At 59.4% G+C, this 18,747-nt stretch carries 17 protein-coding genes and 1 pseudogene; 5 read left to right on the forward strand and 13 right to left on the reverse strand.

Going from position 1 to position 18,747, the window contains the following annotated elements; translation table 11 throughout:
* Positions 1–186: 186 nt before the first annotated feature.
* The 3 genes from F560_RS0111190 (at position 187) to F560_RS24620 (ending at position 2,759) form a co-directional block, all read left to right on the forward strand.
* Positions 187–597, forward strand: a complete 411-nt coding sequence (locus tag F560_RS0111190) for a DUF2621 family protein (protein WP_083932064.1) — start codon at positions 187–189, stop codon at positions 595–597.
* A 130-nt stretch (positions 598–727) separates the two neighbouring features.
* Positions 728–1,138 carry a hypothetical protein gene (locus F560_RS25565; RefSeq protein WP_156828956.1) on the forward strand — a complete coding sequence of 137 codons (411 nt, stop codon included), beginning with the start codon at positions 728–730 and terminating at the stop codon, positions 1,136–1,138.
* Between the two features lie 19 nt (positions 1,139–1,157).
* The gene (locus F560_RS24620) at positions 1,158–2,759 is read left to right on the forward strand and encodes a DUF1731 domain-containing protein (RefSeq protein WP_019005829.1); all 1,602 of its coding nucleotides are present in this window, start codon (positions 1,158–1,160) and stop codon (positions 2,757–2,759) included.
* Positions 2,760–2,826: 67 nt separating this feature from the next.
* Here the strand turns inward: F560_RS24620 and F560_RS0111210 are convergent, their stop codons facing one another.
* Genes F560_RS0111210 through F560_RS0111255 form a run of 10 tightly spaced genes read right to left on the reverse strand, consistent with a single transcriptional unit; the run spans position 2,827 to position 13,343 of the window.
* A complete protein-coding gene (locus tag F560_RS0111210) occupies positions 2,827–4,650 on the reverse strand; it encodes a DUF6382 and FHA domain-containing protein (RefSeq protein WP_019005830.1) in 1,824 nt (607 codons plus the stop codon).
* Positions 4,651–4,671: 21 nt separating this feature from the next.
* The gene (locus F560_RS0111215) at positions 4,672–5,175 is read right to left on the reverse strand and encodes an A24 family peptidase (protein WP_019005831.1); all 504 of its coding nucleotides are present in this window, start codon (positions 5,173–5,175) and stop codon (positions 4,672–4,674) included.
* A 50-nt stretch (positions 5,176–5,225) separates the two neighbouring features.
* Positions 5,226–6,191 carry a TadE family protein gene (locus F560_RS25945; protein WP_169449899.1) on the reverse strand — a complete coding sequence of 322 codons (966 nt, stop codon included), beginning with the start codon at positions 6,189–6,191 and terminating at the stop codon, positions 5,226–5,228.
* Positions 6,154–8,457 carry a hypothetical protein gene (locus tag F560_RS0111225; protein WP_019005833.1) on the reverse strand — a complete coding sequence of 768 codons (2,304 nt, stop codon included), beginning with the start codon at positions 8,455–8,457 and terminating at the stop codon, positions 6,154–6,156. The genes F560_RS25945 and F560_RS0111225 overlap by 38 nt, the downstream gene beginning before the upstream one ends.
* A gap of 18 nt (positions 8,458–8,475) precedes the next feature.
* Positions 8,476–9,171 (reverse strand): hypothetical protein, encoded by a 696-nt coding sequence (locus F560_RS23060; protein WP_019005834.1) that lies wholly within the window; start codon positions 9,169–9,171, stop codon positions 8,476–8,478.
* Positions 9,158–9,364 carry a Flp1 family type IVb pilin gene (locus F560_RS0111235; protein ID WP_019005835.1) on the reverse strand — a complete coding sequence of 69 codons (207 nt, stop codon included), beginning with the start codon at positions 9,362–9,364 and terminating at the stop codon, positions 9,158–9,160. Before F560_RS0111235 ends, F560_RS23060 begins: the two co-directional genes overlap by 14 nt.
* A gap of 22 nt (positions 9,365–9,386) precedes the next feature.
* Positions 9,387–10,247: a type II secretion system F family protein gene (locus F560_RS23065; protein WP_019005836.1), complete on the reverse strand. Its 861-nt coding sequence runs from the start codon at positions 10,245–10,247 to the stop codon at positions 9,387–9,389.
* Positions 10,244–10,984, reverse strand: coding sequence for a type II secretion system F family protein (locus F560_RS0111245; RefSeq protein ID WP_019005837.1), 741 nt, complete (start codon positions 10,982–10,984; stop codon positions 10,244–10,246). The genes F560_RS23065 and F560_RS0111245 overlap by 4 nt, the downstream gene beginning before the upstream one ends.
* Before the next feature lie 3 nt (positions 10,985–10,987).
* Entirely contained in the window at positions 10,988–12,223 is a 1,236-nt protein-coding gene (locus tag F560_RS0111250; RefSeq protein ID WP_019005838.1) for a TadA family conjugal transfer-associated ATPase, read from the reverse strand.
* On the reverse strand, positions 12,186–13,343 hold the full coding sequence (locus F560_RS0111255) for a P-loop NTPase family protein (RefSeq protein ID WP_019005839.1): 1,158 nt from the start codon (positions 13,341–13,343) through the stop codon (positions 12,186–12,188). The genes F560_RS0111250 and F560_RS0111255 overlap by 38 nt, the downstream gene beginning before the upstream one ends.
* 238 nt (positions 13,344–13,581) lie before the next feature.
* Here F560_RS0111255 and F560_RS0111260 point away from each other — a divergent pair, with 238 nt between their 5' ends.
* Positions 13,582–14,757 carry a WD40/YVTN/BNR-like repeat-containing protein gene (locus F560_RS0111260; RefSeq protein ID WP_019005840.1) on the forward strand — a complete coding sequence of 392 codons (1,176 nt, stop codon included), beginning with the start codon at positions 13,582–13,584 and terminating at the stop codon, positions 14,755–14,757.
* Positions 14,758–14,892: 135 nt separating this feature from the next.
* Here the strand turns inward: F560_RS0111260 and melA are convergent.
* Positions 14,893–16,226, reverse strand: a pseudogene (gene melA, locus F560_RS24190) (alpha-galactosidase); the annotation flags it as partial.
* A 376-nt stretch (positions 16,227–16,602) separates the two neighbouring features.
* Here melA and F560_RS0111270 point away from each other — a divergent pair.
* Entirely contained in the window at positions 16,603–17,724 is a 1,122-nt protein-coding gene (locus tag F560_RS0111270; RefSeq protein WP_019005841.1) for a Fic family protein, read from the forward strand.
* A 291-nt stretch (positions 17,725–18,015) separates the two neighbouring features.
* On the opposite strand, the gene F560_RS23075 is transcribed toward F560_RS0111270, so the two are convergent.
* Both F560_RS23075 and F560_RS25020 read right to left on the reverse strand, forming a co-directional pair.
* A complete protein-coding gene (locus tag F560_RS23075) occupies positions 18,016–18,471 on the reverse strand; it encodes an ExeA family protein (RefSeq protein WP_019005842.1) in 456 nt (151 codons plus the stop codon).
* A gap of 74 nt (positions 18,472–18,545) precedes the next feature.
* The coding region (locus F560_RS25020) for an IS3 family transposase (protein ID WP_019005843.1) at positions 18,546–18,747 on the reverse strand (202 nt) is incomplete at its 5' end.

Here is an 18,747-nt window from a genome sequence, read left to right on the forward strand (position 1 = left end):
TCCTCTCCGCCTCCGTGCCTTAAGGAACGGGGTTCCCGATCCGGCCGGGGCGCGTCCGTTTGGATCATCCCCTATTGTAGCGCGAACGTCGAAATAAATCTAGGAATGAGCTATAATTTCAAAATGAAGATTTGATGAGCGTTTACGTAGAGGTGAGGAGCATTGAAAGGCACGCCCGATTGGTTTATGTATTTTATCGGATTTTGGACGATCGTGCTGGTCGTGTTCATCAGCATAGGCGGATTTTTTATGTTTCGCAAATTTCTCAAGGTTCTGCCCAAGCAGGACGGGAAGTCGAAGCTGGACTGGCAAAATTACTGGGTGGAAAAAAGCCGGCCGCTCTGGACCGAGGAAACGAAAGCCCTGCTGGACAAGCTGACCGAGCCGGTACCCGCCCCGTTCCGCGATATCGCCAAGCATTCCATCGCCGCCCGCATCGGGCAGTTGGCTGTCGAAAGCGGCGCCTCGAGCGTGACGGTAGCGCACTGCATCGAAGGATACATATTGGCCACGCCCAAGCGGGACCATTCGTTCCTGATCAAATTTCTCGAAAAAAACCAAATCGACTACTCGCCTTACAAGCACCTCTTGGAATAATTTCGGTAATTCCGGCGGTTGGCTGAACGTAATGAAACAAATATCGAAACCTTTGCGCTTTGCCGCCGTCTAACCTCTTGAGGGCAATATGACAGCTCAGGCTTTTGACTAACTTTGGAGGTGCTTTTGCATGAAACGTTTCGGTAAACATTTGGCTTTATGTGTAGCTGTCCTTTCTTTGGTTTTGGCGACGGCGTGCAGCAAAGACAATAACGGAGCCCCCGGGGCAAGCGAGTCTCCGTCTGCGAGCCCGTCCGCAAGCGTGACGCCGGCTCCCGAGAGCCCGAGCGCTTCTCCTTCTGCGGAAACCCCGGAAGTGATCGAATCGACCGGCGAATATATCGGGCTGATGGACAGCCACTCGATCGAAATCAAAACGGAAAACGGCCCGACTCCGTTCCAAATCGACGCCGCAACGGCGGAAAAGCTGTCCGATTGGGAACAAGGAACTCCCGTAAAATTCCAATATAAAGAAGAAAAGTTGGATGCAAACGGCGAACAGGTGAAGCAAAACGTGATCGTCTCCATCGACAAGCAATAACAGCAAAGGAGCGCATGTCATGCGGTTCATGATTTGCGGCGGTACCGGTTTTATCGGAAAGGCGCTCGCGGACGCGATGCTGGCCCGCGGCGACGAAGTTTGGATTGTAACGCGAAAAATGCCTGCGGCCCCGGCCGCGGGCTTTCTCTATGTAACATGGGAAGAATTGTCCAAAAACCCCGCCCGTTGGAACGGATTGGACGGTATCGTGAATTTGGCCGGGGAATCGATCAATCAGCGCTGGAACGAAGAGTCCAAAAGGCGGATTCTCGTTTCGCGCACGCAGACGGCCATGCATCTTGCCGATATCGTCAAACAGATGACCGTTCCCCCGAAGGTCGTCGTGAACGCGTCGGCTGTCGCCCTGTACGGACATTCGTTCAGCAAGATGACAAAACGAAAGACCACGCCTTACATACCGACTTCTGCGGCAAGCGCCGTCCCGGATTCGCCTTCGGCCGGCGGCGGCGCCGAAGCGATGGCCGAACGGGCTTCGCGCGGAGCAGCGGACCGAGGCGAGGCCGATTCGGCAGCATGGAAGGCGGATTCGCCGGCGGCGGAAGCGCCGGAACCGTTCTCCTTCGAAGCTCGGGACGCCCGTTCGGCGCTGGCGTCGAGCCCGGAATCGGCTTCGGTCCGTACCCGGGCGCATGCCGAATCCGAACCGACCCGCCATGTTTACCCTAACGGGCTGAAAGGCTTTACCCGAAGCGTTCCGGGGGAAACGGACGGGCGGCTGCCGAACCGCCCGGCAGCCGGAGGTTCCGTTCCGGAGCGGGAACACAGCTATCCCGTATCGGATGATTTCGATCCGAACGCAGAGGATGCCGTGTATAGCGCCGGACAGGACGACTGGCGCACTCAAGAAGCTGGGTTCGCATCCGGCCCTGTGGGCTCGAACGCCCAAACCGGGCCTGCGGATTCGAACCTTTGGGCCGAACGTGCGGCACGGCCGGATTCCCCGCTGGACGCCGAACCGGCCGCTTCCGAAACAACGGGGAATGCGGCGCATACGGCGGCGTATACGCCGGCAACGCATACGGCAACGGGGACGTCCGGCCAGCCCGGCTCCCGATTGGCGGAATCGTTCGAGGAAGAATTGTTCGACGAAAATTCCCCTGCCGATCCGGCGGATTATCTTGGACGCGTCGTCGTTGCCTGGGAGGAGGCGGCGGACCAAATTCCCGTGGACCGAATCGTAAAGCTTCGCCTCGGTCTCGTGTTGGCCCGCAAGGGCGGCCCGTTCCCGCTGCTTCGGCTGCCATACCGGCTGCTCGTCGGCGGCAGAATCGGCGACGGAACCCAAGGGTTCCCATGGATTCACCTGCAGGATGCCGTTTCGCTCATCCTGTTCTGTCTCGACACGCCCGAGATCGAAGGGCCGGTCAACGCCGTCGCCCCGGACCCGGTCACCAACGACGCGTTCGGCCGCACGCTTGGCGAAGTGATGCGCCGTCCGCATTGGCTGCCCGTTCCATCCGGACTGCTGCGGGCCTTCCTCGGCGAAAGGGCGGATCTGGTGCTCACGGGACAGCTCGCCTATCCGCTGAAGGCGCTCGAACACGGGTTCCAGTTCGCCTATCCGCGTCTGGACGAAGCGCTTCGCGATTTGACACGCTGACGGAGCGCTGACGGAGCGCTGACGGAGCAAATAGAAGTACCGGGGATACCAGGCATTTCATTGTTGGCTACATTTCGTTGTATCGGTAGACGGACGAAGCGATTTGCAGGCTGTCGCCGCTCTTTAGCGGGTACAGTTCATACGGCGCCATCGGCTTGCCGTTGATCCAGCTGCCGTTGCGCGAGCCCAGATCCTTCGCCCGCCATCCGTCCGCCTGCCGGATCAGTTCCAGGTGGGCTCTCGATACGCCTTGCGTTTCGTCCACGTGCTGCGCGATCTCGGCGGACCTCCCGATGATCAGGGAAGAGCCTTGAAGCGCGATGCGGACCTTGCGTCCGCCGCTGTCCGTCTCCAAATAAGGCTTCGAGTCGTTCGGACGGACGGCATCGGACAGCAACGCGGTCTCCGCTCCGCTTCCGGGCAGCCAGCTTGTCCGCAGCCCGGACGCTTCGGCGCTCTCCGCCCCCCATTCTTCTCCCTCCTTATTGGCAGCGTTCCTCCAGCCATAGTCCGCCGCTTCGCGATGCGAATAGGACGTATCCGGATCGGATACGGACGATGCAGACGATATAGGCGACGCAGGCGATATGGGCAGTGCAGGCGATACGGGCGAAAAAGCGGCAAACCGTGGTTTGGCCTCCGGCGCAGAAAACTCGCGTTCGCGTTCGGGCTTTACGCCGAGCTCTTTATCGTACTCCGGAAGGCCTGACGAAGCCGGAGCTTCCGGCGCCAGGGCGTTCTTGTTCTTCCCTAGAAAACCTCCATTCCACATATACGCGCAGGCTCCGGCCATACAGAGCGAAATTCCGGCCGAAAGCGCCAGGTTGCGCGAATCCGGCGAAGGCAAATAGACGAACCGCCAGGCCGCGGCGGCCAGCAGCGAAGCGCCCGCCGCAACGCAGGTCCTCAGCCTTCCGAGAGACAGCGGAGGCTTTTCCGTTGTCCGAACGGCCCATTCCTCCCGGCCGTCTCCCAACAAACCGGACAGGCTTTGCGGATCGTTTGCCGGCGTCTGAATCCGTCTCAGCAGGCCGCCTTCCGTCCTCGCGCCATCGGCCGGAACCTCTTTTTCGATCCCGTTCGGCCTTGAAAACGCCCTTGCCGGAATCGCCTTTTTCGGCTCGATGCCGGCTTCCGAACGAGGAGACGGATCGGAGGCGGCTTCCGGTCTGCTTGCTGCGCTCCCCATCCCCGAAGATCGCACCGCCGTCTTCGGCGAACCGTCAATCCCGGATCCCCGGGCTTCCTTCCCGCCTGCCGAACGGAATCGGGAGGACGACGTTTCCCGCGATCCGCCCGCTTCACGCCCTGCAATCGGGTTGGCTGCCGCCGCGTACGCCCGGGCGTAATGCCGAAGCGCCGCAGGCGAGAAATCCTCCGATCCCGCGATGCGCAACAGGTGCCGCATGGCCAAGCCGTCCGGTTCGTCGACGTACATCATCCAGCGCACGATTAACCGCTCAAGCGCAAACGCGAAACTTTCCCCTGCCGGCTTTCTTGAGACCGGCAAATAGGTAAAATACAGATCATGCCAATCCTCGCCGACAAAAATAAAATCGTCGTCCAAAACGAAGCGCTCCTGATCCAGCATATAATCCCGGCCGTTTTCCAGCACGTCGGCCAGGCGGCACAGGGCGGATACGGCCTCGGCCATCGTCCAGCGGGAAGCCCGGACGGCCTGCGACAGCATGCGGCGCCCCAACAGGGAATAGCGCAGGGCAATCTTTCCGTCGAGCTCTTCCGTTTCCAGCTTCAGCAAACCGGGAACATCGCAGGCGCGGAGCATATCCGTTTGGAGCAAGTCCAACTCTTTCCCGCCGATCAGCGGATCGCCCTCCAGCACCATCCGATGGCCGCGTCCCTGTTCGAATTTCACCTTATAACCGTTCATGCCTTTCCCTCCTTCTCATGCTCAGCCGAATCCTCCCCACATGAGGGCGGCAAAAGCGGGCCCCACCGCCAGCATAAACGGAAACTTCGCCCCGCCTTTGCCCGCTTCAAGCGGGTGCTTTCCCCACGGCCAAGCGATGGCGCCGAACCCTTTGCGCAAGCCGGGCGCCCTCAGCAGAATCAGCAGCAGCGCAATCCCTCCGGCGAACAAAATCGACCATACGGCCAGTTCCAGCGCGCGAACCGATCCCATCCAAGCGCCGTAAGCGGCAAACCATTTGACGTCTCCCCCGCCGATCCCCCGCAGCAGAAACAGGATCAAAAGCGGCGCCATGCCGAATGCCGCTCCTGCGGCGGAGCGACCCAGACCCTCCCAGCCTTGCAGCAGACCATGGCAAACCAGGCCGGAGACGGCAGCCGGAACGGTCAGGCCGTTCGGAATTTCCATGCGCCGAATGTCGGTCCAGCAGGCGATCAGGGTAAGCGCCGCAGCCGCGGATATCGTGATCATTTCGAAGCCCGTCAACCGTCGATTCTCTCCTTTCGTACGTTCCGTCTCGTTCGCGGCGTGGAAGCCTAACCGCCCCCGTTCGCTTGCGATTTGGCCGCAACCTCGAACGTCTGCGTCAATGGCTCTCTGCCTTCGGACTTTGCCTCCCAAAACCATGTGCCCGGCGTCGTGTTGCCCGAAACGTGCCAGGTCCATGAAACGATGCCCCTCTCGTCCGCCGTTGCCATTCCAAGATTCCTCGCCTGGCTTTCCCCGCTCTTGTAGACCACGGTCAGATAGACCGTCTGTCCCGGTTCCGCCCGCAGCGTCAGCGTCGCCTTTCGACCCCTTGCCACCGGATTGGGCGAAAGCGAAACGAACGACAAGGCGCTCGGCTGCTCACCGTCCTCGGCAAGCTTCGCGGCGGACGGCTGTCCGCCGACCCACGCCCGCTCCCTGGCCGATTGGCGCAGCACAAGGGTCCTGCCGACAAACGGAACCTTGAACGGAAGACGGTATTCCGCCTCCACCGTAATGAATGCGCCGGACGGTTGCTCGGCCGAAGGGATTTCCGCTTTGACCACCCGCAGGCGGTCTTCGTCCAGCAAGCCGCCGTCCAGCCTCGTTTTCAGCCACTCTTCGAACGCCGCTCTTGCGGCCGTTTGTTCGATCGACCACGAGCCGTCAGCGGCCTGCCGGGCCCATTCCGACAACGGCGAAGGGAGAAGATCCCCGTATTCGGACAGCGTCCGGCCGATGTCCTCGAGCTTGGCGGACCATGTCTCCGTTTGTTTGTAGACGGGCTCGGACCGCACCTTGTCGGCGGCCAGGGATATCGGGTACCACGCCGCGGCGGCCTGCCTCACGGTCTGGGACAGCGCTCCGTGAAGCGCCATCGCCGTGACCGAGGTCCGAATGAGAAACACGAGAAACACAACCGTCAGCATAAAGATCGGCATAACGAGAGCGGCTTCCAGCGTGATGCTCCCCGCAGCGCGCACGCGCGAGGCCCGTTCACTGGTAGGCGTTATCCGCCGTAAAAACAGCTTCATAGCGGTTCCCTGCCACCTCTCCGCCCAGCCTTCCGGTTTTCCCGAGCGCCTTGATCAATCCCGGAAAAAACCACAACCTTAGCGACGCAACGCCCTCCCCGCTGACATATGTGTACGCCTCCTGCAGCGATATGCCCGTATTATGCTCAATCACGGCGATCGTGCGGGCGGTTTGGCCGGAAGAGCCGCCGTGAAGCAGGAAAAACAAGCGCAAATAATCGGAATAAACCGTGTCCGCCTTCACGTATTTGGACAGTTCGATCTTCCCCTGATCCAACAAATGCCGCAGATCGGCAACCGCATGTTTGACCGCGTAAAGCAGCGCTCCGGCCAGCACAAGCAGCGGAGACCCGAGCGAACGGGACTCGATCAATCCTTCCATTGTTCGAATCGCCAGCCGAAACATAAAAATTTCGCCGTAAGCCGCCGCGATGTTTCCGCTCGGATGGGTCAAGCCATACAAAATATACTCGGCTTGCTGCTTATCGGGACTCGTCGCGCTTCCCGCCTCGCCGCTCAGCCATGCCTTGATTTCAGCGGGGTCGCTATAGGAGAAGCGAGAAACCGCGTATTCGGCAAAGTAGAGCGAATCCCGCCAATTCGCCGACGCAACGGCAAGAGCGTCAAGCCAATCCTTTGAGGCGGCGACCGCCTCGTCCCGGCCCCGGGACGCGCGATCCGGACGCGGCGGCGCCGTTTGTTCATCCGCCGCTTTGTTCCAGGCGAGATTTTCCTGGTAAAGGCGATCAAGCTCCCGGAACGCCTCCCTCTCTTCGTCCGTCCCTTCCGCTGCGGACAAAGCCTGCAGCAACGAGTTTGCGGACGACCACTCGGTTTCGGCCTCCTTTTCCAGACGTTTGCGCTCCTCGTCCGCGGCGCGATGCTCGCCAAGCTTTCCGCGCCTGTCCTCAAGAACGGATCCCGAAGCGCCGTACCGGTTCCGATACAAATCTCCGGCGCGCTGCAGACGTTCGGCCCCGCTTCGAAGCTCTTCTTCAAGTCCGGTCGAACCCGAAGCCGCCGCGGCCGAACGACCGAATTGCGACGCCGCATCCGCCGTCTCCGCCGCCTCTTCGGACTGCCTGTCGAGCTCCGCCCCATATTCGCCGAAGAAAGCGCCGTCCAGCACCAAATCGTTCGCGGACTCGCGAAGATCCCGGAGCATTTGCTCGCGTTCCTTTCCGATTCCGCCATCGACCGAACCCTGTCCGGCATCTCCTTCGTCCCCGGAGTTCTGCGCGCCGGCCGCCATCTCCCGCATCTGCCGGTTCGCTTCCTCCGCTTCGCCAAGCGCCTCTCGGGCGGCCGCCAAGGCTTCGGCCGCTTGGTCGGCTCCGTCACGGATCCGATCCGGAAGCGAGGCGGCCAACCTGCTCATCCCCGATTCGTAAGCGCCGATCGCCGCCGAATGGATCGGCCCCCCGGTCGGATAAGGTTCGGTAAAAGGTTTGCCCTCCTGCCGGGCTTGAGCCTGGCGGCTGTTCCACTGCGCCACGGCGTCGGCAAGCGCCCGGCTTCGCGCCTCGTCCTCCAGCCGTTTGCCGACATAATCGGGATACATCAGCGCCGCATCGGCAATGTCCCGCACGTCGCCGGCCGGCCTCGTTCCCGTCAAGGCGGCGGGAGGGTCCGGAACATAGCCTGCCATGGCGTTTACCAGCTTGCTTCCGGCCTCCGCCTGACGTTTCAGAACTTCGTCCAGCGCCGCTTCCCTGCGTTCATAAGCTTGACGCATCCGCTCGAGAAGGTCCGCCGTCTTCTTCGTTTCCGCCATGGCGGCATCAATGCCGCGAAAACGGGATGCGAGCTCGATCGTCAAGTCGATCGGAGCCTTGTATTTCATCTCTTCCAGCACCTGCCGCCTGAACACTTCATGCGAGGCAAGCGGCCGGCTTTCCGTAACCTCCGCGCTTTCCCATCTGACGTCCAGAAACCGGAAAACTCCCGGCCCTTCCTGCTCAAGATTGCCTTCCAGCGTCTCGCGGAACAAGGCGTCGGCCCGGTCGCCTCCGCGAACGAACAAACCGTACCCGGCGTAAACTTCCGGATCGAACGAAGAGAGAACGGAACGGGCGCCCGATTTCACCGCGAGCTCCGCCTGCTTGCGGAACGCCGCCACTCTGGCAAAATCGATCAACAGACCGTTCAGCAGCACGAAGGCCGCCGTCGCGGCGATAAAGTAAATCGATACGGCCCCCTCCGCGCGCTTTCGCCTTACGGCGCGTTTTCTCCTTAAGGCGCGCTTTCCCCTGCGTTCGTCACCCACTTCCGCATCCTCCTTCCGTTAACGGCCGGCCCCGCCGGTCAGCACGGCGGCGGCCTGCTCGCGGTAAGCGGCCTCGCCGCCATCCGCGCTGCGCATCTTCGCCGCATAATAGCGCAGCAAATCGATATTCCGCAGAAATTCCGCCGGCTCGACGACGATGGCGGAGGCCTTCGCCGATAAGATTGTCGTACCGTTAAAGCGGCGAAGCGGCTCCGGAACATCGGAGCTGGCCGCTTCGGTGCCGATCTCCCTCCAGACCAGGGAATGGCGGTACCGCATTTCGCCCGCGGAGGCGGTGACGATCGTGCCGGCGGCCGCCAGCAGCTTGCGGTCCGCAAGATCGCCCGCTTCCGCTCCGCCGGCTGCCGGAATCGCCACAGCGGCGCCCGGCGATTCGAGGGCGAGTCCGAAGAGTCCGGAGAGAACGCGGTCATCCGTAAGCCTCCAGTACAACCCGTCGTATTGTCCGGCCGGATATGCGCCCGTCCGCACGTCTTTGGCCGAATTCGGCCAATTATATGCCGCCCGTTCTCCCGCTATGGAGACGTTGTAGTACATAATGGCGCCCTGGGCGATATAAATGGCGAAAAACAACAGAAGGAACGTCATCATCAGCACGATGGGCATGACCATGGACGATTCCAGCGCGAAGCTGCCGGAATTGTCCCGCAGACGGCGGATCAACGGAGCAAATCGGAGCTTAAGAGAAGACATCTTCCGACTTGGTCTCCACTTTGTCGAATAGCGAGTTGAGAAAATCCGTAATTCGGTCCCTGAACAAAACGACGATCACGATGATGACCGCGGCAATAAGCACGATTTCCAATGTTCCCAGACCTTCCTGGTTTCTCCAAAAAGCCGTAAACCACTTGGCGCCAAGGCGCTGCATGCGTCGGGTAAGATTCATCTTTTTAACCTCCTATAATGGATTAAATGGTCATCGACAGCATGGCCGGCGTTCCGACCAGCACCATAATCAGCAAAAAAACGAGCACCAGCGGAAACGCCATGCGCGAGGAAGCCTGCTCGCCCAGCGTTCGCGCGACGGCCTTTCGCCTCTCCCATAGCGTTCGGGACAATTCTTGAAGCGACGCGACGAACGTCTCCCCTCCCCGCCGGGCGTTGACCAGCAGCGTCGAAGCGAACATCTTGGCTTCGGGAACGGCGCAGCGCCGCCCGAATTCCTCCATCGCCGCCGCCAGCGTCTCCCCGCGGCCGATCGCATCGAGCGCCGCCTTTAGTTCCGTGTACAGCGGATGCTGCATCTGCCCCGGGCCCTGCCGGCGCTGCAGGCAGCGCTCCAGCGCCCGCATGACGTTCTCTCCGGCGTTGACCATCAGCAGCAACCGGTTCAGCAGCTCCGGCAGTTCCAGCACAATTGTCTGCCGATGCCGGTCCAGCTTTTTTTGCAGCTCTTGCCAGCGAAGCAGCGGCACCAATAACGCGATAACTGCTCCGAACGGAAACAGCTCGGGACTCCCGGATACGAGGCCAAGCAGACCTGCGGACAGCAAAACCGCGTAAGACAGGCCCAACGCTTCAGCCGTCCAGCCGATCAAGCGCTCCCTTGTGCAAATTCCGCCATGGAGCGCGGCAAGCGCCGCCTGCGGCCGCAGCAATACGGCCCGCAGCCGCCGGTATATGCCCGGGCGCTCCATCAGCCAGCTCATCGGGCTGAAGAGCGGATGCCATTTAAGGCTGCGGTTTCTGGTTTTCCAGGCTTGCCGGAACATCCAGAGATACCCGATGGCCAACGCGAACCAACCTGCGCCAACAGCCGCCTTCATCATATCCGGATATCCACGATGCGCAGCATCCACCAACCGACCAGACCGAGGAGAAGCAGGCAAACCGTAAGCACGACCCAGCCGATTCCTTGATGAAGAGCGGACATATAATCGCCCGCGATGAGATGAAGCAGGCCGACAAAGGCGAACGGCATCGCGATCATCAGCTTCGACTCAAATTTCTTCTGCGCAAGAAGCACCGAAATTTCCTGTTCGACTTCCATCTTTTCGCCGATCAAACCGGCCGTTTTGCGAACGACCTCCACGAGATTGCCGCCCGACCGCTTGCAGATCAGGAAAGCCTCCGCAAAGTTGCGAACCTCCTCCAAGCCGCTTCTCCCGGCGAAGTCGGCAAAGGCGGCTTCAAGCGGCTCCCCGTTGCGGAAGCGGACGACAATTGTCCGGATCTCGCGCAGGATATCGGCATTCGGGTTGCCGATCAGCATTGCCACATCCTCCTCCAGCACCGCAAATGCGTTCTCGACCGAACGGCCCGCTGACAGCAGCGAAGAAAGCGCGTGCAACGCTTCCTTGAAGTGCCGGCGCAGCTGCTCCAGCCGCCGCCTTCGCAGCCGCTCCCGCAGAAGCCGCGGCCCCCACGCCCCGGCTGCCGAAGCCGCGATCGCCACATACGGCTGACGATACAGCATCCAGACGGCCGCAAAGCAGAAGAGGCCGCAGAAGCAAATCGCGGCGAGCCGCTGCGAACGGCTCAGAACGTAAACCCGGTAATCGGTCATCCGTCAACCTCCTTCCACGAATCCGGCAAAACGCAACTTGCGCACGTTTTGCAGCGAAGAAACCCGCTCCAGCCGTCCTCCCGCGGCGCCGCTTCCCTCCTTTCCTTCCTCGTGCCGAAACAGCGTGCGCAGCCGCACCTCCCCATCCTCCATTCCCGCCACCTCGCAGATTTCCGCTACCCGGCGGGAACGGTCGCGAAAACGGCTTAAATGGATCATGATATCGATCGCGGACGCAATCTGGCGGCGAACGACCGGAACCGGAAGATCCGCGCCGCCCAGCACCATCGTTTCCAGACGCGACAGCATGTCGCGCGCGCCGTTACTGTGGCCGGTGGACAAGCTTCCCTCATGTCCGGTATTCATCGCCTGCAGCATGTCGAGCGCCTCCTCGCCGCGAACCTCGCCCACGATGATGCGGTTCGGTCGCATCCGCAGCGAAGCCCGGATCAACTCCCGCATGCTGATCTTTCCTTTGCCTTCGGTATTGGCGTTGCGGGTCTCCAGCGAGACCAGATTGGGCACGCCGCGAATCTGCAGCTCGGCCGCATCCTCGATCGTAATAATCCGCTCGTCCGCGGGAATCCACTGGGCGAGCGCGTTCAGAAACGTCGTCTTCCCCGAGCCGGTCCCGCCGCTGATGAAGATGTTGTATTTCGCTTCCACCAGCTGCCGGAGCAGCTTCGCAGCCTCCTCCGTAACGGAGCCCCGCGCGACCAGCTCGTCCATCGACGGAGGATGCCGGGGAAAACGGCGGATCGTGACGATCGGACCTGTGAGCGAGACCGGCGGCAGCACGACATGCACCCTCGAACCGTCGGGCAGACGGGCATCCACGATCGGCGACGCTTCGTTGACGATCCGGTTGACACTGCCGACCATCGCCTGGATGAGATCTTCCAGCCTTTCCCGGCTTTCGAATTCGATTCCGGCGGGCTTCAGCTCGCCGAAACGCTCCACGAAAATATCCCTGTGCCCGTTGATCATAATCTCCGTAATGTCCGGATCGTCGAGCAGCGGCTGCAACGCGTCCAGTCCCCGGAACGAATGAAAAAGCCGGCTGACCGCGGACGCCCTTTCCGCCGACGTCATCTCTCTTGCGCGCGCATGGCGGAACAGCTCCTGTTCGATCAGCGCCCGCAGCTCGCCGTCCGATACGGCGGCGTCCCAGGCAAGCCGGGAACGCACCGCTTCGCGAAGCTCAGCGAGCTCGGCGGCCGACAGCGGCGAAGCTTGCATAAGGCCCACCGCCTTCCGCAGGCAGTTCGGATGAAAAGCGGTGCGGCCAGCCCCATTCGTCCAGCAGCCGGTCGACCGATCCGCTGAACGCCGGGGAAGCGAACCACCCTTCAAGACCGGCCATTGCCTTCCACTGCGGAACATAAGGCAATACGCCCGCAGGCCCCTTCCCCGGCAGCCGCCATTCGTTCTTCATCGCTCCGGAGAACTTGTTCAGCACGAACGACACGGAGCCCGCATCCATCGGAAGCTTGCCCATCCAGTACCGCGCCAGCTTCTCCGCCTTCCGCAGGCTCTGGGCATCGTCCATGACCATCCAGACGACCCGGGCGCTCAGGTTCAGAAGCTCCAGATGCCAATCTCCGCACCCGCTGTCGGTATCGGCTACGATGAGATCGTAACGCCCGTCCGCGCGCAGAGCGCCGATGAGTTCCCGCAGCTGCTCCGCCGTCATCGCAAGGCGTTCGCCCGGATGGTCGGGAGCGTCGAAATATTCCGCCCGAAGCCGCCCTTCGCTTCTTCGGAGCCGTTCCAGCTCCTCGGCCGCCCGATCCTCCGGACGGGTACGCAGCGCGTACAGCAGACGGGACAGGCTGTCCGCTTCCCCTGTTCCAAGCAGCAAATCCGTCGCGTTCAGCGCCTCCAAGTTCAAATAGAAAACCCGGTATCCCCGTTCCCCGGCCTGCCGTGCGATATTCAAGGCAAGCGCCGTCTTCCCGCAGCCGCCGGCCGCCGAAAACACGGTCAGCAACGGCGCGCCTCCGGCAGCTTCGCCGCTCTTCCGGGCGTCTCCGTGCATGTGTTCCGTCAGTTCGGTCAGCAGACGGGACATGGGCTGATACATCGCCACCTCCGGAAGCCCTTCGCCCTCGCCCGGCCGCTCCGCGAGCGCTACGATCCGGCCGCGCAGGGCTCCGGCATCCGCTTTTGCCCGAATGGCCGGAAGAAACGAGGAATGAAGAAGCAGCAGCTCCGTTCCCGGCGCCTCCTCCAGATGCCGAAGGAGCGCAATCTCCTGCGTAAACGCCGCGATCCGCCAGCTCGGCTCGCTCTCGCGCAGAAAACGCGACAGCTTGGACGCATATTGCGAGTCGGGCACAGCCATCACCAACCGCAGCAAAACAGCCCCTCCCTTCAACCCGCGGAAAACGCAAAAAACCGCAATCTCCGACGAGGATTCATCGGAAATTGCGGTGCTTCCGCAAAACGTTGATTGATGTAACTACAATGTACCACGTCTTCTAAAAACGGTCAATCCTTCCAGAACGAAAAAAGGGAAGATGACGAAGAAATTGGAAATGCTACCTTGGAATACGTTTCGAACCAATCCAGCGTTCTGCTGAAGGGGGAAATGAAAAATGATTCAACGTTTATGCTCGTTGCTGACCGCGTTTGCGCTTATGTGGAACCCGGCCGAAGCGGCCGGCAAAACGCCTTCGCCCGCGCCTTCCGCCCCGGAGCGCCCGGCTGCGCCGGCGGTGCGGCTGACGCAGCTCCAGTTCGCCGATTCCGCGCACGGTTGGGTTGCCGGCTCCATCGGGGACGACCCGACCACTCAAATATGGCGTACGTCCGACGGCGGCAAGCGGTGGGCTTCCGCGCCGATCGAATCCGGCTTGCAGGAAGCGGTATTTTCCTTTGCGGACGGCAAGCACGGCTGGGCGATCGGATCGAGCGAATGCAATATGGCCGCAGGGACGGCCTTGTGCGGAAGAACGACGATCTTGCATACAAGCGACGGCGGGAAAACGTGGAAGAGCCAGTGGTCGATTGCGGACCGGAGAGCCGGGGCCAACAACGAAATCCAGGCGATCGACGAAAACACGGCTTTCGTCCGCGTCCGGTCCGCGATCGGCAAGACGACGGACGGCGGACAAACCTGGCTGGACGCCTCCGTTTCGGATTCCGGGGAGGCGGCGCCTTACCGCATTTCGTTCGTCGACGCCTTGACGGGCTACGCCGCGGGCCGGCTCGGCACCGAGTGCCCCGATCCGGGACTTGTGCCTTCCGATGCGAATGCGGACTGCCGGGCCGCCGTATGGAAAACGAAAGACGGCGGCCGCCACTGGGTCAAGCTTGCCAACGCGCCGCGCCTCAGCGGCGACTGGTCGCCTGCGGCCATCCGGTTTCCGGATCGGAAGCACGGCTTCGTTCTGTTTGTGAATCCCGATACGCACGGCTCCCTGCTGTATGCGACGGACAACGGCGGCGGCAAGTGGAAGCTGCGCAACGACAAGATTCCGGGCATCCGCCCCTATCCGGTGAAGCTGGAATTCGTCAATCCGCGCGTCGGTTACGTTCCGTTGAGCGTCGGCGCGGGTCCCGTCGAAGGCGGCTTGTTGAAGACGGTCAACGGCGGAACCCACTTTGCGAAACTGCAGGACCCGCGCCTTGTCAGCGTTCAGGACGCCGATTTCCATGACCCGCGGACCGGATGGATCATCGCCCTTAATCCCGAGCGCCCCGAATCCGCCTTGCTCCTCGGCACGAAGGACGGGGGCGGCAGTTGGACCGACTTCACGCCCGGGACGTAAGCGGTCCTTGACCATTCTTGCCCCCAAGCATCGCGCTGCCGGGCGATCCGTGCGGGCGGCGCAAGCGGCCGGCTTTCCGGCGCCGCCAAAGGCAAGGCCCTGCGGCAGCGTCCCAAAGCTTCAACGCAAACCCATTCAGGGCGCGGGCGCTTTCGCGCGGTCCTGGCCTTTGTCCGATGCGCCCGCGTTCCGGTTCGCCGCCTTGCGGTCGGCCCGCATTTCCTCGACGGTTTTGACCTGCTGTCTGGCCGCCCCCCGATAGCCTTCCCGCGTCGGCAGCAGCGGCCCTTCGGCCAGCCGCTTCTTCGCGGCCGCGATCGCTTCGCCGTATTGCGGCAGCCACGCCTCCTGAGCGACCAGCATCTCGTTGACCATTTGCCAAATTTCCTTCGGATTGCAGACCGCGCCGACAAGCGGGTCCATCATAAAGGCCTGACGCAGCAGCTTGTCGTCCCCCCGCACCGCCGCTTCGACCGCAAGGCGCTGCACCGAAATGCTCGCGTTGCAGACGGCGGCCGGACCGAGCGGCAAGTCTCCGACAAGCGGCATCGAAATGCCGTTGCGGTCGACATACCCCGGCGCTTCGATAACGGCATCGTCCGGCAAGTTCGAGATGACGCCGTTGTTGACGACATTGGAGTGGCCGCGGTACACGCGTCCGGTCTCCAAAGCTTCAATCATGTAGGAGCCGTGCTCATGGCTCCGCTGCGAAGCCTCGTACTTGAGCGCGGGATCGTTCAGCCAATTCGGAAACTCCGTCTCGAACCAGTTGCGTCCTTCCGTGCAGACGCGCAGGTATCCGCCCGTTTCCCCGTTGATCCATCTGCCCGGATCGATCCAGTCGTGGATCTCGTCCGCTCGTTTGCGGTACCACGGAACGTATTCGCTGAGGTGCCCGTTTGACTCCGTGCTGTAATAGCCGAAGCGGCGAAGCATGTCGATGCGCACTTTTTCCGTCCGGCTAAAGTCCTTGTGCTTTTCGAACGCCTTGAGCGGCCCTTCCGTCAAATCTCGCCGTTGTGGCGGATTTGAATATACCATGTCTGATGGTTAATGCCCGCGCAGACGATGTCCACTTCTTCGGGCCTTAGGCCGTATACTTCCGCGATCTGCCGGTGTCCGTGCTGAACGTCGTGGCACAGCCCGACCATGCGCACGCCGCCGTACCGGTTGCACGCCCACGTCAGCACCGCCATCGGATTCGCGTAGTTGAGCAGCAGCGCGTCCTTGGCCGCCGCCTCGCGGATATCCCGGCAAATGTTCAGCATCTCGGCGATGCCGCGCTGTCCGTACATGATTCCGCCCGCGCCCAGCGTATCCCCGACGCACTGGTCGACCCCGTATTTCAGCGGAATGTCAATGTCGGTCGCAAACGCCTCCAGGCCGCCTACGCGAATCGTGCAAAATACGTACTTCGCATTCCGCAGCGCCTCCCTGCGGTCCGTCGACGCCTGAATGCGGATCGGCAATCTTGAACGCCATAAAATCCGACCTCCATCGCTATACGTTTTGAAGGATAGCTCTGCTTCACATTGTAGCCGGACGGACGGGAAAGCGTTATCCATATTGTGACCGTTTGGTCGGATAGGTGTATAAAATGCTAACACGTTGTGAACACGAACCGATGTCAGGAAACGGGGCGATTTGTGTGCAGCGGGCGGTTTGTGCGGTGAGGGTGGACAAGCAATCCGGTTCGATAACCGGTTCGGCCGGGACGGTTTTCTGCCGCTTATGGGAATTACAATTTAGTCAACCCATTATCGTTCCATCTGCGATACAGTGAATAAAATATATTTGCGGCAAAATAGCGGCAATGTTATAATTTAAGAAAAGGGCGGTGATTTGATGCTCAAACCCAAATATTCCATTACAAATCATATTGCTTGTAAACTTATGGACATACAACGTGCTTGCACAGTTGTTGATCTGCTCCCATTACCCGCATCCATACTGGATTTATTAAAGAAAGAATCGATGGAAAAGACAGTTATTCTTTCAACAAAGATCGAGGGGAATACACTCGATGAAGCGGAAAAGCGAAAGTATCTTTATAAAAACAGCAATCAAGATGAGGAACTGGAAGTTTACAACTTAATGAAGGCATTGGAATATCTAGATGAAGCGGAAAGGCGACAGCTGCCTGTTACAGAAGAATTCATTAAAAAATTGCATGCCATCATTCGCATTTCGCATGGCCGCAGACCCCGCATTAGTGAATACAGAAAAGAGCAAAATCAGGTCGGCAGGCGAAACGCTCCTGGATTTTATCTGCCTCCGGAATGGCAGGATGTCCCTTCATTGATGGAAGATCTGGTGGCATGGGTGAACTCTCCCGAAAGCTATGCAATCCCCGTTCCAATCAAAGCAGGTATTTTTATGTGGCAATTTCTTACTATCCACCCATATATGGACGGGAATGGCCGCACTGCCCGAATGTTGGCAACGTATCTTCTTCGCCGTGGAGGATTTGGATTGAAGGGGTTGTTTGTGCTTGAAAATTTTTATGACAGGAATTTGGCAGAATATTATCGCAGACTCCAATTAGGGCTTCACCACAACTATTACTTCGGCCGGCATGATGCTGATTTAACTCCGTGGCTGGAGTTTTTTATTGAAGGTTTGGCAGAAGTATTTCAGGAAGCTGCTGCGATTGTTCAGGAAAAATCAGCCCAGTTGATGAAAGTGGAACCGGAACTGATCCGTAAGCTGGATCCGCAGCAGAGGATGGTATTTGCCCAACTCACTTTTAAACAAGACAGCATGACCACCAGCGAATTGCGGGAACTGCTACGCATGTCAGATCGATCCATCAGAGAGAAAGTGAACCGTTGGCGGGAAGAAGGCTTTATCGAACCTCGTGACCAAGAGGCCAAAAGAGTTCGGTCGATAAAACTGACAAGTGAGTATGAACAATTAGCCCAGGAGATTCGCAAAGCACCTGAACAGTATCCGCATTTTATTAAGTGATAACCGTTTGACCATACACTGCTTATGGATGCTGTTCCTAATAGCTTCCCCTGCTTTTTATAATACTTTCCATAAATAAATCTTCGCACTCTTTGGAGGTAATTGTTTTGCCATCAAATTCATACGTGAAATTCATAAGTAATCTTGAAACAGTTAATAGATTAGAACAAACTTATGAAACCCTAAGAAGTAATAGTGTTACTGTTAATGCATAATGTCCGGGGGTTGATGGCGTGAGTTGTCCTGCTATTGACGGTTAATCTGACCACTTCTGGAATACGAGAGGGAGAATTATGATAATTCTCCCTGAATGACGCGTTTGACCATGTGATCGTCAATGATCCGGTGTTTGTTTTGAGCTCCGTAGAGCAAACAATGAGTGCATACTTTGTTGATTAGCCTAGCTGCTCCACTAGAAAAACGATAGATGTCATCAATGGCTCCGTCGGTGAAGATGTCCCGTTCCGCACCGGCATAAGTCATGTGTCTCTCGATGTAGGCTCCTGTTTGGGCACGGTCGTAATGCGGAAGTTTGCATTGCAGATCGATGCGTTGACGAATTGCAGCATAAGCTTGTAGGTTAATGCGATCCCAAAGTTCGCTTTGTCCGACAAGGATGAGAGCCATTGGGCTTTGTGCATCCATCTTGAAATTCAGTAGAAAGCGAACTTCCTCCAGCATCTCACGATCCAATAAGTGAGCTTCATCCACGACCACGACAGATTGCAGCCCATGAATTCCCCGCATGAGCTCGATCTCCCGATGCAGCTGACGCTTTGGACTTTCCACAGTTTGCTTGACACGAAGTTAAGACCAATTCATTATGAATGGATTTTTTCATATTCCACTGGGCTCATATAGCCTAGTGTTGAATGCATTCTTTTCGTATTATAAAACATTTCAATGTACTCAAAGATTGCATTTCGTGCTTCCTTTTCACTGGAAAACCTCCTTGTTTCCGGCATCAGTTCACGTTTTAACGTTTTGTAGAAGCTTTCTATTACGGCATTGTCGTACGGATCT

The organism is Cohnella laeviribosi DSM 21336, from assembly GCF_000378425.1.
Lineage (GTDB): Bacteria > Bacillota > Bacilli > Paenibacillales > Paenibacillaceae > Cohnella > Cohnella laeviribosi.